The organism is uncultured Shimia sp., assembly GCF_913054185.1.
Lineage (GTDB): Bacteria > Pseudomonadota > Alphaproteobacteria > Rhodobacterales > Rhodobacteraceae > Shimia.
The window spans coordinates 34,416-53,666 of sequence record NZ_CAJXIV010000014.1 but is presented as its reverse complement, the minus strand read 5'-3'; the positions used below and the strand labels follow the sequence as shown (position 1 = coordinate 53,666).

14 protein-coding genes are annotated in these 19,251 nt (G+C 57.0%); 10 read left to right on the top strand and 4 right to left on the bottom strand.

What is annotated here, in order from left to right; translation table 11 throughout:
• Positions 1–2: 2 nt before the first annotated feature.
• Positions 3–542, top strand: a complete 540-nt coding sequence (locus QZ517_RS05230) for a YrhB domain-containing protein (protein ID WP_294223227.1) — start codon at positions 3–5, stop codon at positions 540–542.
• A gap of 62 nt (positions 543–604) precedes the next feature.
• Here QZ517_RS05230 and QZ517_RS05225 read toward each other — a convergent pair whose 3' ends face one another.
• Complete coding sequence (locus QZ517_RS05225) at positions 605–1,306, bottom strand: trypsin-like serine protease (protein ID WP_294223224.1); 702 nt, start codon at positions 1,304–1,306, stop codon at positions 605–607.
• Between the two features lie 304 nt (positions 1,307–1,610).
• On the opposite strand from QZ517_RS05225, the gene QZ517_RS05220 reads away from it, so the two are divergent.
• The 4 genes from QZ517_RS05220 to QZ517_RS05205 all read left to right on the top strand — a co-directional run bounded on the left by QZ517_RS05220 (position 1,611) and on the right by QZ517_RS05205 (position 5,086).
• Positions 1,611–2,111, top strand: a complete 501-nt coding sequence (locus QZ517_RS05220; RefSeq protein ID WP_294223221.1) for a flavin reductase family protein — start codon at positions 1,611–1,613, stop codon at positions 2,109–2,111.
• Between the two features lie 163 nt (positions 2,112–2,274).
• The gene (locus QZ517_RS05215; protein ID WP_294223218.1) at positions 2,275–3,216 is read left to right on the top strand and encodes a bifunctional enoyl-CoA hydratase/phosphate acetyltransferase; all 942 of its coding nucleotides are present in this window, start codon (positions 2,275–2,277) and stop codon (positions 3,214–3,216) included.
• Complete coding sequence (locus tag QZ517_RS05210) at positions 3,216–4,376, top strand: acetate/propionate family kinase (protein WP_294223213.1); 1,161 nt, start codon at positions 3,216–3,218, stop codon at positions 4,374–4,376. Before QZ517_RS05215 ends, QZ517_RS05210 begins: the two co-directional genes overlap by 1 nt.
• Positions 4,377–4,453: 77 nt before the next feature.
• Entirely contained in the window at positions 4,454–5,086 is a 633-nt protein-coding gene (locus QZ517_RS05205; protein WP_294223210.1) for a MarC family protein, read from the top strand.
• 141 nt (positions 5,087–5,227) lie between these two features.
• Here QZ517_RS05205 and QZ517_RS05200 read toward each other — a convergent pair whose 3' ends face one another.
• From QZ517_RS05200 to QZ517_RS05190, 3 genes are all read right to left on the bottom strand, one after another.
• The gene (locus tag QZ517_RS05200) at positions 5,228–8,440 is read right to left on the bottom strand and encodes a reductive dehalogenase (RefSeq protein WP_294223207.1); all 3,213 of its coding nucleotides are present in this window, start codon (positions 8,438–8,440) and stop codon (positions 5,228–5,230) included.
• A gap of 65 nt (positions 8,441–8,505) precedes the next feature.
• Positions 8,506–9,201 carry a fumarylacetoacetate hydrolase family protein gene (locus tag QZ517_RS05195; protein ID WP_294223205.1) on the bottom strand — a complete coding sequence of 232 codons (696 nt, stop codon included), beginning with the start codon at positions 9,199–9,201 and terminating at the stop codon, positions 8,506–8,508.
• Positions 9,202–9,290: 89 nt separating this feature from the next.
• On the bottom strand, positions 9,291–13,022 hold the full coding sequence (locus tag QZ517_RS05190) for a calcium-binding protein (protein ID WP_294223203.1): 3,732 nt from the start codon (positions 13,020–13,022) through the stop codon (positions 9,291–9,293).
• 515 nt (positions 13,023–13,537) lie between these two features.
• On the opposite strand from QZ517_RS05190, the gene QZ517_RS05185 reads away from it, so the two are divergent.
• The 5 genes from QZ517_RS05185 to QZ517_RS05165 all read left to right on the top strand — a co-directional run bounded on the left by QZ517_RS05185 (position 13,538) and on the right by QZ517_RS05165 (position 19,251).
• The gene (locus tag QZ517_RS05185; RefSeq protein WP_294223200.1) at positions 13,538–15,274 is read left to right on the top strand and encodes an ABC transporter substrate-binding protein; all 1,737 of its coding nucleotides are present in this window, start codon (positions 13,538–13,540) and stop codon (positions 15,272–15,274) included.
• Between the two features lie 142 nt (positions 15,275–15,416).
• The gene (locus QZ517_RS05180) at positions 15,417–16,478 is read left to right on the top strand and encodes an ABC transporter ATP-binding protein (protein ID WP_294223197.1); all 1,062 of its coding nucleotides are present in this window, start codon (positions 15,417–15,419) and stop codon (positions 16,476–16,478) included.
• Between the two features lie 12 nt (positions 16,479–16,490).
• Positions 16,491–17,582: an ABC transporter ATP-binding protein gene (locus tag QZ517_RS05175; RefSeq protein ID WP_294223194.1), complete on the top strand. Its 1,092-nt coding sequence runs from the start codon at positions 16,491–16,493 to the stop codon at positions 17,580–17,582.
• On the top strand, positions 17,579–18,442 hold the full coding sequence (locus tag QZ517_RS05170; RefSeq protein ID WP_294223191.1) for a sugar ABC transporter permease: 864 nt from the start codon (positions 17,579–17,581) through the stop codon (positions 18,440–18,442). Before QZ517_RS05175 ends, QZ517_RS05170 begins: the two co-directional genes overlap by 4 nt.
• An 11-nt stretch (positions 18,443–18,453) precedes the next feature.
• Positions 18,454–19,251 carry a carbohydrate ABC transporter permease gene (locus QZ517_RS05165; protein WP_164642124.1) on the top strand — a complete coding sequence of 266 codons (798 nt, stop codon included), beginning with the start codon at positions 18,454–18,456 and terminating at the stop codon, positions 19,249–19,251.

Here is a 19,251-nt window from a genome sequence, read left to right as displayed (position 1 = left end):
CAATGCCGGACATTACTTTTGAAAAGGCCCATGCCATCGCCGCACGGTATGTTGAAGGTATGAGCACTGGTATTGAGGCCGACGCACTGGTTATGTCGCCCACCCCGGTGGCCTTTGGCGACTACGGCTGGGTCTTTGCCTATCAAAACCGCAAATTTCTGGACTCGGGCGATTTTCGGGATGCGATTGCCGGAAACGCTCCCCTGCTAGTGTCCAAAGCCACCGGTGAGATTGTCGTTCTGGGCACCGCATTTTCAATTGATCACTACATAAATGCCTTTCTGGCATTTGGCGACCCGCACTTGGTGGCTGGCTCAACTTTGCAAGTGAAGCATTGGGGAGACGCACCGGCAATGGCTGCCATCAAAGAAATCCGTCAGCATTCTGACTGGGGATTGGCCCGTGCGAAAAAAGCCGTTGATCGCTGCCAAATCGGGGAGCAGCCATTGATCAATTGTAAGTCGGCAAGCGACGCGATGACCTTAGGCGTCAAACTGGAAAAATTAGGTGTGTCAGTCCAACACATCGGCGCCTCACCCTAACAACAAAAAAGGCGGCCCCGAAGGGCCGCCAAGTCAAAGCGGGTGAACCAGAGCAGGAGGCTCTACCCGCCGGCAATCATTTGTTTGAGCGTGTCAGCGCTCAACAGCGTGCCCACAGAGACATTCTTTCCGCCCATCGCCGCCTTGGCAGAGACCACGGACACCACCGCCGGATTGCTGCCATTGGTCAGCGCCAGAACCGGTGCACCAGAGGCGCCAAAATTCACCTCACAGCTCATCACCAGCGTTTCATCCTGACGGGCCAAAACGCGGCACGGATACTCCAAAATGGGATCGGTGCGGCTGTTGATGGTGTAGCTCAACACGCCGAGCATATCGCCGCTGGCTAAGTTGGCGCCGTAGCGCATTGGCAGCACGGAATTCTTGGAAATTGGCTTGCTCAATTTGAGCAACGCAATGTCACTGCCCACCTGGGCTTTGCCTTTGTGACGGTGGATGTAATCCGGATGCGCCGTCGCCACAGAAACCTGACGTATCGCTTTGGCTTTGCCACCTTTCAGGCCTGCCTGAAACTCCATCTGTCCCGGTTTCAGCTTTTTGCCGGTGCGTGGGTTATACAGGCAATGTGCGGCGGTCAGCACAAGAACCGGTGAGATCAACGCCCCGGTGCACATGGCTTTGCCCGACAACATCAAGCGTCCCACGGCAGCCTCTCCCGGCAGTTTCCCTCCGATAGAGGTTTCCCCATGCACAACGCCCGGAAGCAAAGCAGCAAGTGTGGCTAATATTCTAAAGGCGCGCATGGTTTCTCCTCAAATCCTAAAAATCACTTAAACAACCATCTGCGGCGGCAATCGGACCAAATCAGCGCCATTTACGGTCGGTTTCTGGGGCTTGCGGTGTTCGACTTGCGGCCAAACAAAGGCAGGCCCCAAAATCCAAGCGCCGACAATTTGCGTAAAAACCGCTGTATATATAAGGAGCATCCGCGGCACCGTGGTCACAGGCGCTTTGTAAGCGAATGGCATGCAAAACTAGACTCTTGCGCCTGCCCCAATTTCGGCCCATTGCTGCGCTATACTGCGCGACATGAAAGACAGCCTGCATATGACCTCGGATACCTTTGCCCCAACGGTTGAGAACCAACGCCGCTTTCGCGATGCGCTTGGCTGCTTTGCCACCGGAGTGACCGTTGTCACCGTGCCCACGCCCCAAGGCCCGCTTGGCATGACCGCCAATTCATTCTCTTCCGTGTCACTTGATCCGCCGCTGGTTCTCTGGTGCCCGGCCCGCAATTCCGAGCGCCACCCGTTCTTTGCCGGTGCTAGCCACTTTGCCATCCATATGCTGCGCGACGATCAGAGCGCATTGGCCATGGACTTCGCCCGCAACGGCGACCCCTTTGCCACACTGCAACATGGCACCAACGCCGATCACGTACCGCTTCTACCGGATTGCCTTGCGCGCTTTGAATGCCGCACCTACGCGGTGCACGACGGCGGCGACCATGACATCGTCGTTGGCCAAATTGAGCGCCTGTGGATTGGCGAAGGCAAACCTTTGATCTTTGCCCAATCCAACTTCGGCTGCTTTGACGCCAACACCTAAGCCCCCACAATTTCAATCATTTAGACAGCCCCGCTCATGGTGACGCAGGGTTGCGCTTTGCGCATGGCTTTTCCCCACTATTTTTGTTGTGAATCAAAGTGAGCGCTCCATATTGGAGACATAACGCGCAAACACATTACCCCTGACTGCACTGGAGCCTCCCTTGGAACAGTCCGCCCCCCACGTGAACAGTTTTGACGCCATGCTGGCCGCCACCGCGCCGCTGGACCCGATTGCCACCGCCGTTGTGCACCCCTGTGACGCCGCCTCCCTAATCGGCGCACTCGAAGCCCGCGACAAAACCCTGATCACCCCCATTCTGGTGGGGCCCGAAGACCGCATCAAAGCCGTCGCAGCGGAGGAAGGCCTCAACATCGACGGTCTGGACATCATCGACGCAAAACACAGCCACGCCAGCGCCCAGGCCGCCGTGCGTCTTGTGCGCGAAGGCAAGGCCCAGGCCCTGATGAAAGGCGCGCTGCACACCGACGAGGTCATGAGTGCCGTGGTCGACAAGGTCACTGGCCTGCGCACCGAGCGGCGCATGAGCCACGTCTTTGTGCTCGACGTGCCGACCTACCCAAAACCGCTGCTGATCACCGACGCCGCGATCAACATCTTCCCGGACTTGATGGTCAAAGCTGACATCGTGCAAAACGCCATAGAGCTGGCGCACGCGATTGGCGTGGAGGAACCAAAAGTTGCGATCCTCTCCGCGTTGGAAACCATCTACCCCAAGATCCCTTCGACAGTTGAGGCTGCCGCGCTGTGCAAAATGGCGGATCGTGGCCAGATCACTGGCGGCGTGCTTGACGGCCCATTGGCCTTTGACAACGCCATCTCGCGCAAAGCCGCTGACGCAAAAGGCATCAATTCTCCCGTCCCCGGCGAAGCTGATATCCTTGTCGCCCCAGACCTTGAGGCTGGCAACATGATTGCCAAACAGCTGATGTACCTCGCCGGAGCGGACAGTGCCGGCCTTGTGCTGGGCGCCCGTGTGCCCATCATGTTGACTTCGCGCGCTGACGGCACGCTCTCACGTCTGGTCTCAGCCGCATTGGCACAGCTCATGGTGCATCACAATCTGGGTCAGGACTTGATGTAATGGGTGAAAAAAACGACGCCTTTCTGGTCCTGAACGCGGGCTCATCCTCCATCAAGTACGCCGTCTATGGAGTTGATCTACAAGTAATTTTGAACGGTCAAGTCGACCGCATCGGCCTAGATCCTCAATATCATGGTGGTGCCAGCGACATCGACGTACCGGTAGCAGACAACGCCACCCACGCCGAAATTCTCGACTGGCTGCTGACCCATATTGCGGGCCTGTCCGACAACCTTAACATCATCGGTGCGGGCCACCGCGTTGTACACGGCGGACAGGACTTTTCCGCCCCCGCGCGTGTCACAGACGCGGTCATCGCCAAATTGCGCACCCTCGCGCCGCTGGCGCCCGGCCACCAGCCGCACAACCTCGCAGGCATCGAGGCCGTTGGTCGCCGCTGGCCCAACATCCCGCAGGTCGCCTGCTTTGACACCGCTTTTCACCGCACCCAGCCGCGCATCGCGCAACTGTTTGCCATCCCCCGCACCTTCTCTGACGATGGTGTGTTGCGTTACGGCTTCCATGGGCTCAGCTACCACTACATCTCCACGCAACTGCCGCACCATCTGGACCAGCCCAACGGCAAGGTAATTGTCGCGCATCTCGGCAACGGCGCCTCCATGTGCGCCATGCAAAACATGAAAAGCGTTGCCACCACCATGGGTTACACCGCATTGGATGGTCTGGTCATGGGGCGACGCTGCGGTGAACTTGACCCCGGTGTTATCTTCCACATGTTGCGTGATCGCGGTATGTCCGTGGCCGAGATCGAAGACATCCTGGGCACCAAGTCCGGCCTGCTGGGTGTCTCGGATATCAGCTCCGACATGCGCGACCTCTTGGCCTCCGACAACCCTGCCGCCGCCGAAGCCGTGGATCTGTTTGTCTACCAGGCCTGCAAGAAAATCGGCGCACTGGCGGCTTCCATGGGCGGCGTTGGCGCGATTGTCTTCACCGGTGGCATTGGCGAAAACTCCGCCGCCATCCGTGCCCGAATCCTGCAAGGCTGCGCTTGGCTTGGGGCTGATCTTGACGACACAGCCAACACCTCCGGAGCCGCGCGCATCACCACAGCTGACAGCCGCCTCGCTGCCTTTGTCATCCCCACAGACGAAGAAGGCATCATCGCAGGAGAAACCCAGCGTTTGGTTGGCGGCTAGAAATTGGCGCAGCACTTATGACGGGCGCACGCAACTCACCTAATGACAACTCACCAAAACAGAAATAGCTTACGCCCATGGATTTGTTTGAACGCTTTGTCACCCTCTGGGTTGTGATCGACCCAATTGGCACTATCCCTGTCTTTATCGCCGTCACCGCCGCGATGACCGCCCCTGAACGCCGTAAAACCGCGCTGCTTGCCGCCGCTGTTTCCGCAGGCGTTCTGCTGTTCTTCCTGATTTTTGGCCAACTGCTGATCGACGGCCTTGGCATCAGCCTTTTGTCGTTCCAAATCGCCGGCGGCATTGTGTTGTTCCTCTTTGCCCTCACCATGATCTTTGGCGAAAGCAAACCAGAACGCGACAAACACGCCGCCGACGCAGATGCGGAGCTGGACGAAAAGCCCTCACCGGCGGTCTTCCCCCTTGCGGTGCCCTCTTTGGCCAGCCCCGGCGCCATGCTTGCGATTGTGCTTTTGACCGACAACAACACCGTGTCGATCCCGGATCAGGCGATCACCGCCGTGGTCATGCTGGTGGTTCTGGCCATTGCCTACCTCTGCATGCTGGCCGCTGGCCCGATCATTCGCGTGATTGGCAACTCCGGCGCAGCAATTGTCAGCCGCGTCATGGGCATGATCCTTGCCTCCGTTGCCGCCGACCTCGTGATTGGCGCTCTTCTGGAGATCGGCAAAACCGGCTTGGTTTAACAAAAACGGCCAGCGCCCATTTCGGGAGGCTGGCCGTTTAACTTTTGGACCATCTCAATTCGCACCACCGCAAAACAGTCGCGAAACCGACGTCATACCGACGTCCAAAACGCTGACAAGTCCGCCGGTTAACGCACCGCTCTAAAGGTCGATTTCAATCATGCCACCGGCCTCTTTTGCCCGGCTCTGACAGAGGATCACCGAGGTCTCACGCTGCTTGTTGGAAAGCACAAAATCACGGTGTTCCACCTCACCGGAAACAAGCCCACATTTGCAGACACCACAAATCCCGTCAGCACATTTCACGTCCACATGCACGCCGTTCTCGAGCAGCACGTCAGTCGCAATTTTATCTTCAGGAACAAGTAGTTCCCGACCATCCTTAAGCTTCAACGTGAAGTCAAAGTTCTCATAGTCCGGCTGCTCCGGCACATTGAAATATTCTAAGTGCCGCGCCTCTTCCGGGAAGCCCTGACGTGTGGCAGCATCCATCACGCCCTCCATGAACCGATCCGGCCCACAAGTGTAGACATGCCACCCATCTTGATAACCGCTCAGAACCGTATCCAGATCCGCCCGCGTACCTTTGTCAGAGAAATGGAACTGAACCTTGTCAGCCCAGGGCATCGCCTTGAGATCATTGATATATCCAGCCCCATCTTCGCGGCTAGCCGAGTAATGTAGAGCAAAATCATGGCCCAGATCATGCAAGCGGTGGGCAAAGGCAATCATCGGTGTGATTCCAATACCGCCGCCCATCAGGAAGCTCTTGGTGGCCTCCTCAACAAGCTCGAAATGGTTGATCGGTTTAGAGACAAAAACCTTACGCCCTTCGCGGAAAATCCTGTGCAGGAAGGCACTTCCGCCCCGCCCTTCGTCTTCGCGCAACACACCGATCTGATACTTTGACCGATCTTTAGGATCTCCGGACATGCTGTATTGGCGCAGAAACTCCGGTGCAACCAACACATCCAAATGCCCACCGGCCGTCCATTCCGGCAGCTCGCCGCCGTCCAATGTCTGGAATTCGTATTTGGTCACATCCGCCGTCATCGGCTCCACATGTGAGATTGTCACCTGCACCACCGGCGCATCTTCGGCGTCCGGCACCACATAGCGGTCAATCACGCTGTCATCACCTGAAGCCACGCGTATCTTGTACTCATCAGCAGAAACCATTGATTCGTAAGCCTGAATCCCGGCCTCTCGGTCCATTGGGAACGGATAGGGCCAAGGATGCGGAGCCAGCGCCGCCGGATACACTGCCAGCGTCTGATCCTCATACTTCAGGTCCAGATCTTTCTGCAAATCCCGACGGTTGAGCGGATGTTGCGTTGGCCGATACGCCCCGTCTTCTTCCAGTTCAATATCCCACCACCACTTCTTGGTGTCGTTCAATCCACCATTGCCCACGGCGTCGTCCAGCTTTGCCAAAGGCTTCGCAAGGCTTGGGAAATTGCTTGCCGCCCAACGGAATGGAGCTTCGGCAAACAACCCTTCTAGGTTCCAAGGGCAGGTTTTCATACACCGCCCGCACATCGACCCACCCGGCGTGGTGATCCGATAGGTCGCACATTTTTGGCTGTCAGACTTCCAAATCTCATAGCCGTTGAACATCCGTTTCGGACCTGCGGTAATCGCACCAGAGGGGCACTCCCGCGCACATTTGTTGCAGTTCTCACAAAAATTTTGCAGCCCAAAATCAATCGGTTGATCGTGATCCATCGGCATATCCGTGGTCACAGCACCCGACTTCAAGCGCGGCCCAAGATACGGGTTCAGGATCACTTCGCCAATCCGGCTCACCTCGCCTAGTCCAGCCAACAGCAACAGAGGTGGTTGCAGCACTTCGCCATCCATCACCGTATGCGCCTTGGCCTTGTAGCCGAGATTGCGAATTTGCTGCGCAATCACGCCGCCAAGTAGCGAGAACCGCAGATACGCCCGCATCGATTGCGCCACGCTGATCCAGTCATCGCCGCTGGCGCCTTCCATGGTCTCGTAACCCTGATCCACAATCATGCTGATTGCATTGTCATGGATTGGATTGATCGGCGTGCCAGTCGCATCGTGGCTGTACCACGCCCACTCCGGACAGCGGCTCAAGCCCACAGCATCCACCCCAAGGAAGTAAGTTGCCGCCTTGAGGTTCGCGGCGTTACGTTCTGAATCCGTTGGTTTTTTGACCTCTGCGCTTGCGCCATCTTGCAACAACACAAACGCGCCAAGGGCCCGCCGCTGCGCCATACTTGGCGCGGCTTTACGCACGTAGTAGCCACCCTTGGCCGCGTCCTGCAGAGACTTGCCCATGTCCCCAAACTGTGCCCGCGCAAACAGATCCGCCCGCTTGGGCACCCGCGCGACATTGGCCTCATCTATGTAAGTTGTGGGCGTCTCAACACGTTTCAAACGCTCAAACGGCTGCGCACCTTTCACATAGTCCCGATTGCGGAACGGGTCCTGAGTCATCGCCGATTTGGCAAAACCTTTGCCCACCCACCAGGCCGGTCCCTGCGTCTTGAACCAAGGTTGCTCCGCCATGGGAGCCAATGCCCCATCATGCGCCAATTCCATATCGGTGGTGATCACCGCCAACCCATAACGCGTGCCCAGCCACGGCGCCACCAGGGTGCCATCTTCACAGCTCACCAAACCAGCAGACAGCGCGACCTTACCCAGATCCACATCTGACGACGTTGCTGTATGGGCCTTCGCGCCAAAGCCCAACAACCTGATATAATTGGCAATAACCACAGCGCTTTCCGTGGCCCGCAAACAGGCACGGTGATCTTGGGCATTCAAAATCCAGTCGCTGCCGGGCTCACCCCGTTCCGGGTCTCGGTGATGTTCAATCAAGAACACCAGCGCATGTTTGTGACCTTCGATGGAACTGGGCGGCATCTCCATACTGTCTTTCAGATCCGCCATGATCAGGTCGATGCCCGCCGCCAGCGATTTGATCTGTCGCGTCCGCAGCGCCTCCGCCAAACGATCAATATCAGGGTTACGCCGTGGAACATCCAGGCGCGCCTCCGCCGTCAGCGGCCCCACACCCACCATCGAGACATCGTTGAAATATCCAAATGATTTCAGATGATTTGCCCGTTCCACCGGATCGGACGGCACCTCGGATTGCACGCCGTTCACCATGCCATCGCGCAGCGCATCCATCATCGCCTGGAACTCACCCATGGCATTCACAATGCTCTCGGGCTGGTCTGGCCGGTGAAAGCTCATCACGGGATCATCTGGCACATTGCGCCAGGCAGCAGTGTCCTGCCGCTTTAGTCGTTCCAATGGGTACGGGCCCAGGTGTACTGGCCGCGCCTTGTCGGAAAAAAACTTGATCCCCATGGTATTCCTTCGCGCTGGTCCACCGCGCCATCCCCGGCGCGGCAGTTCTTAACAGGTTCAGTACGTCAGCTTTTTGTAACCATCAACGCCAGTTCGACCGGCGCAAGCCCCTCAATTGTGCCGTGGATATTATCTCCCGCCACAACCGGCCCTACCCCAGAGGGCGTGCCTGTCATCACCACATCCCCCGGCCCCAGATGGTAGAACTTTGACAGATGCATCACTATTTCAACTGGCGACCACACCATATCGCGCAGCTCCCCGTGCTGACGTTGCTCCCCGTTCACGCGCAGCCCAATCTCTTGATCGGCAACCGTAAACTCCCCCGAGCGCGTCATCTCCGCAAACACGGCTGAGCCTTCAACATCTTTGCCCAACGACCACGGTCGCCGATGGTCTTTGCCATCCTGCTGCCGATCCCGCCGTGTCATATCGAGCGCGCAGCCATAGGCAAAAATCGCAGTTGCGGCCTCCGCTTCATCGGCCTCAAACACTTCCGCCCCGATGGCAAAAGCCAGTTCCATTTCGTGATGATAATTTGACGTGCCCGCGGGATAAGCCAGCGCCGCGCCGCTCAAAACTGCATGCATCACCGACTTGGTAAAATACCACGGCGCTTCACGATCCACTTCCCCACCCATCTCGGCAGCATGAGCCGCATAGTTGCGTCCAACGCAGAAAATACGGCGCACCGGATAAACGGCGTCTTCTCCCTTTACAGGAACCGCAAAAACCTCTTGTGGATCAAACAAATAGCGCATGGTCAGTCCTCCCTGGTCCCGCACGGAAACAAGGGGACAGGTCGTTTTAGCGCTATCAGCCGTCAGAAGGAAGCCAACTCACACAGACGTCAGGCAAACAGGAAGTTGCGCGGATCCGCCACCTGCGCCAGCGTCAGCTCGCCTTGCAGCAACATCCCGCCATGATCTCCCACATAGATCACAATGCCCTGTTCCACTTGGGAAATTGTCAGGTCATCAATCGATGAGATGTCATCATAGTCCAGCGAGATCATATCTTTACCGGGCTCAAAGTCGGTGATGATGTCACCATCCATCATATCTTCAAGCTCAAAGGCAAAGGTGTCAGCCCCATTGTAACCGGTCATGATGTCGCGTCCGTTGCCACCTTTCAGCGTGTCATTCCCTTGACCGCCATTCATGCTGTCATTGTCATCACCGCCGCGCAGAACGTCATTACCTTCATTGCCCAACAGCGTGTCCGCGCCTTGGTTGCCGGAAATGCTGTCATTGCCTTCGCCAGCCTTCAGGCTGTCGTCGCCTGCATGACCATAAAGCGCGTCATCGCCTTCATCGCCATAAAGGTAGTCATCTTGTTTGCCACCTTCGATGCGGTCATTGCCATCGCCGCCACGCACAGTGTCAAATCCACCGTTTGCGATGATATTGTCATTGCCCGCAAGCCCTTCCACTGAGTCATTGCCACCCTCGGTTACAATCTCATCGTCGCCGGGTGTCCCTTCAACCACTCGCCCTTCTTCCGCTGGCGGTGGTGGTGACGAAAAAGAAAACTCAAAGACCAACTGCACCATCTCATAGGGATTGAGGGATAGCGTCATGTCCGCACTGTCCACTTCGACATCGGTCACTGTGGCGCGCACATCGTACTCGTTGAAGTAATATGGCTCGCCATCAATGATCGTGCTTTCTGCCTGAACATACTCACCGTCGTCCCGATACACCCCGTCGGAGCTGTCCGCAGACCGATCATAGCCCACTTTCACGCCATAAGCGTTCTCATACCCGGACACCAAGGTCGACAGATCCAAGTCCAGATCCACTGCTTCGCCAGTCCGCGACGCCACCTGCACCACAACTTTGCCACCATCTTGGTACGCCTGAATTTCCATACGGCCATCGTCATTGGAGAAGTTGGTCTCCAATAGTTGCAAGCCAACCAGCTCTGAGGACATCACATCATAAGTTGCGCCCCGCACCGAGTTCACAACCCATCCGTCTTCATTCAGGATCGGCATATCCGACCGTGTCCCGGCCAGCATCGACGTGGTGTTGTGCACCACTGGCCACCCATGTGCTGCATCCGCGCCCCAGCTGACCATATACTCCATCATCTCCGGCAGGATGCCGGCAGAGCGAATGCCATTTTGCTCCAAATTGGTGGTGCGGATGTTCCACTCGGTCACATGCAAATCGAGCTCTTTGTCAAAATTGGCTTCCCAAATGGCATAGTCGTTAGGAATAAAGCCCTGCTCATCGCCCGCGCCGGTGAACTCATCATAGTCTCGGCGGTAGTAATAGTGCTCCACCACCCCATCGATGGCGTCACGCGCCGCCTCAGACAGATGGTCAATGATATGCTGGTTGGCGTCATCCCGGCGCTCGCCAAACGGGCGATCATCCACAGAAGAGTGATATTCACTGCCGTCGTTGGGTGTGGCCATCTGCACAATGATGCTTGGCTGATCGTCTTCAGACACGCCGGCCCGCTCCATGCCTTCCGCCAAAGCCCGCGCGGCAATATCAGCCTTGGTGCCATAGCTGGTCTCGCCAATGGCCCAATATTCATTGCCAATCTCTAAAGCCTCAATTTGGTCAGCGTAGTCCGTAACCATAATCTCGGCAAAGCGGGCGATGTCGTCGTATTTATCTTCATATTCTTCAATGGTATACAGCTTGGTTGCGATCACCATGGTGACTTTCACGTCAGTGCCATTGTCATGTGCAGCAATCGCAGCATCCAGGGCATTACGCACCTCTTCGCGCAGCACCATCTCGCCATCTTCGTTTTCTTCCAGCTCAATCACATTGAGCCAGTCAACACCCTCATTTTCACCATCCAGAGAGTCGCCTTGACCAGCCGGGAACCGGAAGTTTTGGATCTCAAGCGCCCGCGCGCCTTCAACATAATTCTCCAGCGGCACGCCCATATCGGTGTTCACACTAAAGACCGTATTGGCACCAAACATTTCCTGCGACACCACCATGCCTGTGCCAGAGGAACTCTGGAGTGTCATGGACATCTGCGTCGCATCATTGCCGCTGGTTGGCGCTGCGGTGGTGGTCGGAGACGGATCAAAGTTGCCAATCCACAAAGTGTGGTCGTTGATCAAATCAGCATCCACGCCATGCATAACCGCCATCATTCGGCCGTCATATTCCAAGATTGCGTCAGCGCCGTTCTCATCCTGATAAATCACCAGGTTTTCAGCCACGTCCTCCGCGCTCAGGGGCGTGCCATCGGCCCCCAGAAGTGTCAGGAATTCCACCTCCTGATCCGCGGTTGAGAATTCGTATCCATAGATCTCCACCGGCGCCATGCCGTCCTCTGTTGGCACATAAATATCATAAGTGTCCCGGCCTTCTTGACCGCCAATGAAATCGCCATCATCAGCAATAAAATGGTCATTGCCTGCGCCGCCTAACGCGATGTCTTGCCCCTCAGAGCCGGCCACGCTGTCAACGGTGTCGATCACATCGTTCCCTTCACCACCATCCAGCGTATCACCACCCAGACCGCCAATCAGGGTGTCATTCCCCAACCCACCGTTCATGTCATCGTTGCGGACAACATCCCCAGCATCCCCCGTCAAAAGATCATCGCCATCCAGACGCCCAGTCAATTCAGGTGAGAAGTTGCCCAGCCAGTTGGAATCAGACCGAAAGTCTTGCGCCTCATATCCTTCGATGATCACCACCAACTGATCATCAAAGAAAATATTGACGCCGGTGCCATCCTCATTGTCTTCCAGACGCCCTTCGTTCTCCAGAATCTCATAACTTGGAATCAAGTCACCGTTCTCATCCAGCAGCGACAAAAGATCCGTCGCCAACTCTGAGCCGGGCGGATGAAACAAATCAAAATCCGTGATCGTAACAGGTGCGCCACCAACCACCACGCCAAAGCGGTTTACGCCTTCGCCGCCAGTCAGAACATCGCCATCATCCCCAACAAGCCGATCGTTTCCAATGCCTCCAAGCAATGTGTCCGGCGCGGACTCTTCCGCCAAATCATCCAGTCCAACCAGTATATCATCGCCTTGATCGCCGCGCAGGTAGTCGGCCCCGCTTCCACCAACCAGGGCATCATCCCCCGGAGAGCCAATCAGTGTGTCGTCACCAGCATTACCAAATAGGAAATCGTTGCCCTTGCCACCCTTGATCAGATCGTTGCCGTCATTGCCGCTGACAACATCAACACCGTAGCGCCCCAAAATCACGTCGTCGCCATCGTCGCCATCTATCAGGTCGTTGCCGGAAGACCCGTCCAAACGGTCGTTTCCGCCAGCGCCGGTCATTGTGTCATCGCGCAGCGTCCCGATCAGTGTGTCATCATCCTCAGCACCCGTAATTTCTTCTCCTGGATTGGCTACAAGCGGCTCCTCATCTGAGGTGTCTGCGCCCCAACCCAAGTCATCCAAAATGTCCTCAATGTCGCGAACCACATCGCCCGTGGTGTCGCCGGAGCCATCCCCGCCGGTCACTGTGTCATCGCGGGTGTCCGGCGTGCCGTCGCCGGTGTCGTCATCAGTGGGCGTGGACGGGTCCACGACGCCTGCAGTAAGCCCGGCCAGCAAAGGCAATAAAACGCTCAAAAACAACATAGACTGCCCCCACAGGATTTGTTGGATGTTCAAAAAGTATTTGAAATAGTGCCAGTGCCTATAGCCTACCGCCAAAATTGTGTAAGCGTTAAGGAAAATTCAATACGAACTGTTTCGAATTCAGGAACAATGGCGCCAGCGCAAGCAATCACCCTGGCCCCAACCCAAGCCGACGCTGGCAGAATATCAGCCACAGCTCCCGCTTTCAGGGGCAAAATTTGTCTTCCTCGCGTGCCTGAGGTTGATCCGATTCCGACTCCAAGTGGAGCATTTTCGCGCATGACCGAACATTTCGAACATCGACAGAATCGCAAAATGGACAACAGTCCCCCTTCAATATGACCCCTGACGCAAAGTAAAAGTTTGCTTTTTCATGATACATTGCAATTACTTAAACCAACAACCCCCCGCGACACTCGCGAACTACTAAATTATTAGTTGACTGAAAAAAGCGCATTTGACACCTTTAGACATCCGGTCTGCTAGGCTGGTCTACAAACAATTGGGAGGACAAGATGCGTAAGTATCTTATCTCCGCCGTCGCGGCGTCTGCCGTGATTGCGGGTACACAATCGCTACATGCCGACGACGCGGCAGCAAAACGCTGGATCGATGCAGAATTCCAGCCGTCTTCGCTGTCCAAAGACGCGCAGATGGGCGAAATGCAGTGGTTCATCAAAGCTGCGCAGCCCTTTGAGGGCATGGAAATCAACGTGCTGTCGGAAGGCATTCCGACTCATGGCTACGAGGCCGAAGTTCTGACCAAGGCCTTTGAGGAAATCACCGGCATCAAGGTCAACCACCAGATCCTTGGCGAAGGCGAAGTGGTTCAGGCTGTGCAAACACAGATGCAGACCAAGCGGAACCTCTATGACGGCTACGTCAATGACTCCGACCTGATCGGCACCCACTCGCGTCTGCAACTGGCGTACAACCTGACCGATATGATGGAAGGTGAATGGGCGGGCACAACCTCCCCAACCCTCGATCTGGCTGACTTCATGGGCACCCAGTTCACCACCGGTCCGGACGGCGATCTGTATCAGCTGCCAGACCAGCAATTTGCCAACCTCTACTGGTTCCGCAAAGACTGGTTTGAGCGCGCTGACCTGCAAGAGTCTTTCAAAGCCAAATACGGCTATGACCTCGGCGTGCCGGTAAACTGGTCCGCGTATGAAGACATCGCAGAGTTCTTCTCCAAAGACGTGAAGACCATCGACGGTGTCGCTATCTACGGTCACATGGACTACGGCAAGCGCGCGCCTGACCTTGGCTGGCGTATGACCGACGCATGGCTCTCCATGGCGGGCGCCGGCTCCAAAGGTGAACCAAACGGCGTGCCTATCGACGAATGGGGCATCCGCATGGAGGAAGGCTCCTGTAACCCGGCTGGCGCATCTGTCACCCGCGGTGGTGCTGCCAACGGTCCAGCTGCGGTTTATGCAATCCGCAAATGGGACGAATGGCTGCGCAACTACGCCCCTCCCGGTGCGGCGTCTTATGACTTCTACCAGTCTTTGCCTGCACTGGCACAAGGCAACGTGGCCCAGCAAATCTTTTGGTACACCGCCTTTACGGCAGACATGGTGAAGCCACAGTCTGAGGGCAACAACACCGTAGATGCTGACGGCAACCCACTGTGGCGTATGGCTCCAAGCCCACACGGCCCCTATTGGGAAGAAGGTCAGAAGGTTGGCTATCAGGACGTTGGCTCCTGGACTTTCCTGAAGTCCACCCCATCGGATCGTGCACAGGCCGCCTGGCTTTATGCCCAGTTCGTGACCTCCAAAACTGTTGATGTGAAAAAGTCCCACGTGGGTCTGACCTTCGCGCGTGACAGCTCTGTGAACCACGAAAGCTTCACCGAACGTGCCCCCAAACTGGGTGGCCTGGTTGAGTTCTACCGCTCACCTGATCGTGTGGCTTGGTCGCCAACCGGTGTGAACGTGCCGGACTATCCAAAGCTGGCGCAAATCTGGTGGCAGCAGATTGGTGACGTGAACTCCGGTGCCTTTACACCGCAGGAAGCGATGAACCGTCTGGCCGAAGAAATGGACATCACCATGGCCCGTATGCAGCGCGCAGACGAAGCCCAAAATGTCTACGGTGGCTGCGGCCCACGTCTGAACGAAGAGAAAGACGCGGAGTGGTGGTTTGCCAACGGCGGCGCCAAGCCAAAGCTGGACAACGAAAAGCCACAGGGTGAGACCGTCAACTACGACGACCTCGTTGCCCGCTGGAACTCTAACTAAGCGTTCCTCCAGACCTTTCACTCCCCGTGAAATTGGTCGAACCGGCCGGGGCTTTCCGATAAAGCCCCGGCCACCCTGCCCACCTCCCTCCAAAACAGGGCCCCTCCTCCACAGGGCGACACAAGGATCAATAGGTGCATCCATGGCACTGGAAATAAAGAATATTACAAAGATCGTGCAAGGTGTGACACACATCAAACCCACGACCCTCACGTTGAGAAAAGGCCACTTCAACGTGCTGCTGGGCGAAACCGGCGCTGGCAAAACCTCTCTGATCAAGATGATGGCGGGACTTGATCCCATCGCCTCCGGTCAGATCCTCATGGAGGGCGAAGACGTCACTGCCCTTACCACCCAGAAACGCAAGATCAGCCTCGTGCACCAGTTCTTCGTGAACTACCCGCACATGACCGTGTTTGAGAACATCGCCTCACCTTTGAAGGTTGCTGGCATGGCCAAATCCGAGATTGCAGACCGCGTGGCTGAAGCCGCAGACATCCTGCAACTTGGCCCGATGCTACAGCGTCGCCCACATGAGCTCTCCGGTGGTCAGCAACAGCGCTGCGCCCTCGCCCGCGCCATTGCCAAAGAAAGCCGCGCGGTGTTTTTGGATGAGCCGCTGGCCAACTTGGATTACAAACTGCGCGAAGAGCTGCGCGAGCAGCTGCCAGAGCTTTTTGCCGGTCGCGGTGCAGTGGTGGTTTATGCCACCTCTGAGCCCGAAGAAGCGCTTCTGCTTGGCGGCGAAACCGCCCTGATGGTCGATGGGTCCGTGGCCCAGTTTGGCACAACCGCTGACATCTACCGCGCGCCAGCGTCTCTGACCGCCGCAAGCGTGTTCTCGGACCCGCCCATTAATCACGCCCCGGTGACCAAACGCGGCGACGCGATGCATCTCGGCAACCTAAGCTGGACAGCCTCCGGCGACGCTGCAGGCCTCAGTGATGGCGACTACGTCATGGCTGTGCGCCCCCACCACGTCTTGCCACATACCCATGACGGCGCGGATGTCTCCTTGACTGGCCGGATTGGCGTGACCGAACTCTCCGGGTCTGAAAGCTCGGCCCACTTTACGTTTGGCGGCAACAGCTGGGTCAGCCTCGCCCATGGCACCCATCCGTATCGGATTGGTGAAGACCACGATTTCTTCCTCGATCCCACCACCTGTTTTTATTTTGCGCCCGACGGCGCCCGCGTCGGCTAAGGGGCACAAAGAATGGCGAAAATCACTCTCAAAAATCTACGGCACAGTTATTATCCCAATCCCAAGGGACCGGATGACTTTGCCCTCAAAGAAGTTGATCTGGATTGGCAAGATGGCGGTGCCTACGCTCTGCTGGGCCCGTCTGGTTGTGGCAAATCCACGCTTCTCAATATCATCTCTGGCTTGCTGGAGCCGTCTGAAGGCCAAATCCTGTTTGATGGCCAAGACGTCACCAAACTGCCGCCTGATCAGCGCGACATCGCGCAGGTGTTCCAGTTTCCGGTGATCTACGACACGATGACCGTGCGCCAGAACCTCGCGTTCCCGCTCAAGAACCGCGGCGTCGATCCGGCCACCATCGAAAAGCGCGTGGCAGAGATTGCCGAGATGTTGGAAGTCACCGACATTCTGGACCGCAAGGCCGCCGGTTTGTCGCCTGACAGCAAACAGAAAATCTCAATGGGCCGCGGCCTGGTGCGCGATGACGTGAACGTTGTCATGTTTGACGAACCGCTCACCGTGATCGACCCGCACCTGAAGTGGAAACTGCGCACCAAGCTCAAAGAGCTGCACCAACGCGTGTCCCACACCATGATCTACGTGACCCACGACCAAACCGAAGCGCTCACCTTTGCGGATCAGGTTGTGGTCATGCAAGACGGCGAAGTGGTACAGATCGGCACGCCTGAGGAACTGTTTGAACGCCCAGCACATACCTTTGTGGGTCACTTCATCGGCTCCCCCGGCATGAACGTTCTGCCCGCGACGGTCGAAAACGGCCAAGCGCTGTTCAACGGCACACCCGTCGCGCTGGAAGGCCCCATCCATCCAGACACCAAAGGCACGCTGGAAATTGGCATCCGCCCGGAGTTTGTGGCGCTTGGCGACACCGGCATCGCGGGCACGGTCACGCGCGTCTCTGATGTGGGTCGCCACGCCGTGGTGCAAGTCACAATTGCCGGCACCAAAATCTCCGCTGTGGTCAACGGCTCCCCGCCTGCCACCGGCGACACCGTGCACTTGCAATTCGCGCCCGATCAAACCCGGCTCTACGCCAACGGCTGGATTGCCTCCACGCCAGCGCAAAAGGAGAGCGCAGCATGAAAACCGAAAACCAAAAAGCCTGGTTCTTCGTGGCCCCGGTGCTGCTGCTTGTGGCCTTTAACGCCATCATTCCAATGATGACAGTGGTCAACTACTCGGTGCAAGAAACCTTCGGCGACAACCTCTTCTTCTGGGAAGGGCTCACCTGGTTTGAGCAAATCTTACGGTCTGACCGCTTCCATGCCGCGCTGGGTCGACAGTTCTTCTTCACCTTCATGATCCTGATCATCGAAGTACCACTGGGCATCGCCATCGCGCTGGCCATGCCGCGCCAAGGATTCTGGGTACCGGTATGCCTCGTGCTGATGGCGCTGCCGATGTTGATCCCGTGGAACGTGGTGGGCGCGATGTGGAACATCTTTGCCCTGCCTGACATTGGTCTGCTCGGCTACTTCCTGAACCACGTGCTTGGCATCAACTACGACATGACGCAGGACCCTGTCGCGGCCTGGATCACCATCATTGGCATGGATGTGTGGCACTGGACGTCGCTGGTGGTGCTGCTGGCCTACGCCGGTCTCGTCTCGATCCCTGACGCCTATTATCAGGCGGCCAAGATCGACGGTGCCTCCAACTGGTCGGTGTTCCGCTACATCCAACTGCCCAAGATGAAGAACGTCCTGACCATCGCCATCCTCCTACGCTTTATGGACAGCTTCAACATCTACACGGAACCCTTCGTGCTCACCGGCGGTGGCCCCGGCAACTCCACCACGCTGCTGTCCATCGATCTGGTGAAAATCGCATTGGGTCAATTTGACCTCGGCCCAGCCGCCGCGATGAGCCTCATCTACTTCGCAATCACCCTCTTTGTGTCCTGGCTGTTCTATACGCTAATGACCAAAGACGACCTGAACTAAGGAGAGCGATCATGCGCAAAAGATCACTCGTTCCAATCCTCTATATCTTCTTCCTGATGCTGCCGATCTACTGGCTGGTGGCGATGAGCTTCAAAACCACCAACGAGATCCTCTCCGGGTTTTCGCTCTTCCCCCAGACATTCACGCTGGAAGCCTACATCACGATCTTCACCGATCCGACGTGGTATTGGGGCTACATCAACTCGATCATCTACGTGTCGCTGAACACGGTGATCTCCATCGCGGTCGCCCTGCCCGCAGCCTATGCCTTCAGCCGCTACCGCTTCCTGGGCGACAAACAGCTGTTCTTCTGGCTGCTGACCAACCGCATGGCACCAGCCGCCGTGTTTGCCCTGCCCTTCTTTCAGCTCTACTCCGCTGTGGGCCTGTTTGACACGCACCTCGCCGTAGCCTTGGCGCACTGTCTCTTCAACATCCCGCTTGCCGTGTGGATTCTAGAGGGCTTCATGGGCGGCGTGCCCAAAGAACTGGATGAAACCGCTTATGTGGACGGCTACTCCTTCCCGCGCTTCTTCCTGACGATCTTCATCCCGACAATTAAAGCTGGCGTGGGCGTGGCCGCCTTCTTCTGCTTCATGTTCTCATGGGTGGAGCTGCTCTTGGCCAAAACCCTCACCGCAGTGGCCGCAAAACCCATCGCCGCCACGATGACCAAGACTGCGTCTTCGGCTGGTTACGAGCTGGGCCTTCTGGCCGCTGCAGGGACGCTCACCATCATCCCGGGCGCCATCGTGATCTATTTTGTCCGCAACTACATCGCGAAGGGCTTCGCGATGGGGAGAGTTTGA